This is a genomic window from Cupriavidus sp. KB_39 (assembly GCF_052114485.1).
GTDB lineage: Bacteria > Pseudomonadota > Gammaproteobacteria > Burkholderiales > Burkholderiaceae > Cupriavidus.
Map to the genome: position 1 here is coordinate 1 of NZ_JBFREV010000149.1, position 763 is coordinate 763.

Here is a 763-nt window from a genome sequence, read left to right on the forward strand (position 1 = left end):
GTGCGTCGCGGTGCGTCGCGATAGTGGCGCAGGCTCGCCGCCAGATGGGCTTCGTCGGCCTTGGGGGCCAGGCGGGGCAGCAGGGCGTCCAGCGTGGCGCCGACATCGCCGACCAGCCCCATGTCCAGCCGCGTGCGGCGCCCGAGGTTTTCCGGGCGAATATCGATCTGCACGACCTGCGCGCCCTCGGGGTAGAACTGGCGATAAGGGAAATCGGTGCCGAGCATCAGCAGCGTGTCGCATTCCTGCATGGCGTGGTAGCCCGAGCTGAAGCCGATCAAGCCGGTCATGCCGACGTCGTACGGATTGTCGTACTCGATGTATTCCTTGCCGCCCAGGGCGTGCACCACGGGTGCCTTCAGCATGGCCGCCAGCTGCACCACCTGGTCGTGCGCGCCGGCGCAACCGCGCCCGCACAGCAGCGTGGTGCGCTGGCTGCCGCGCAGCAGGCTGGCCAGCGCGTCGAGCGAAGCCGTGTCCGGCGTGACCACCGGAGGCCGCAGGGCGATTGCGGCGGGCGCGGACTCGGCGAACGTGCCCTCGCGCAGCGCCACGTCGCCCGGAATCACAATCACGGCCACGCCCCGGCGGCCCACCGCCGCGCGGATTGCGGATTCGAGCACACCGGGCAACTGCTCGATGCTGGTGACGAGTTCGCAGTAGTGGCTGCACTCCCGGAACAACTGCTCGGGATGCGTCTCCTGGAAGTAGCCACGGCCGATTTCGGCGCTCGGGATATGGGCGGCGATGGCCAGCACCGGCA

At 69.6% G+C, this 763-nt stretch carries 1 pseudogene; it reads right to left on the reverse strand.

The features are described 5' to 3' along the window. Positions 1-763 (reverse strand): annotated as a pseudogene (locus AB4Z27_RS29215) (ubiquinone-dependent pyruvate dehydrogenase); the annotation flags it as partial.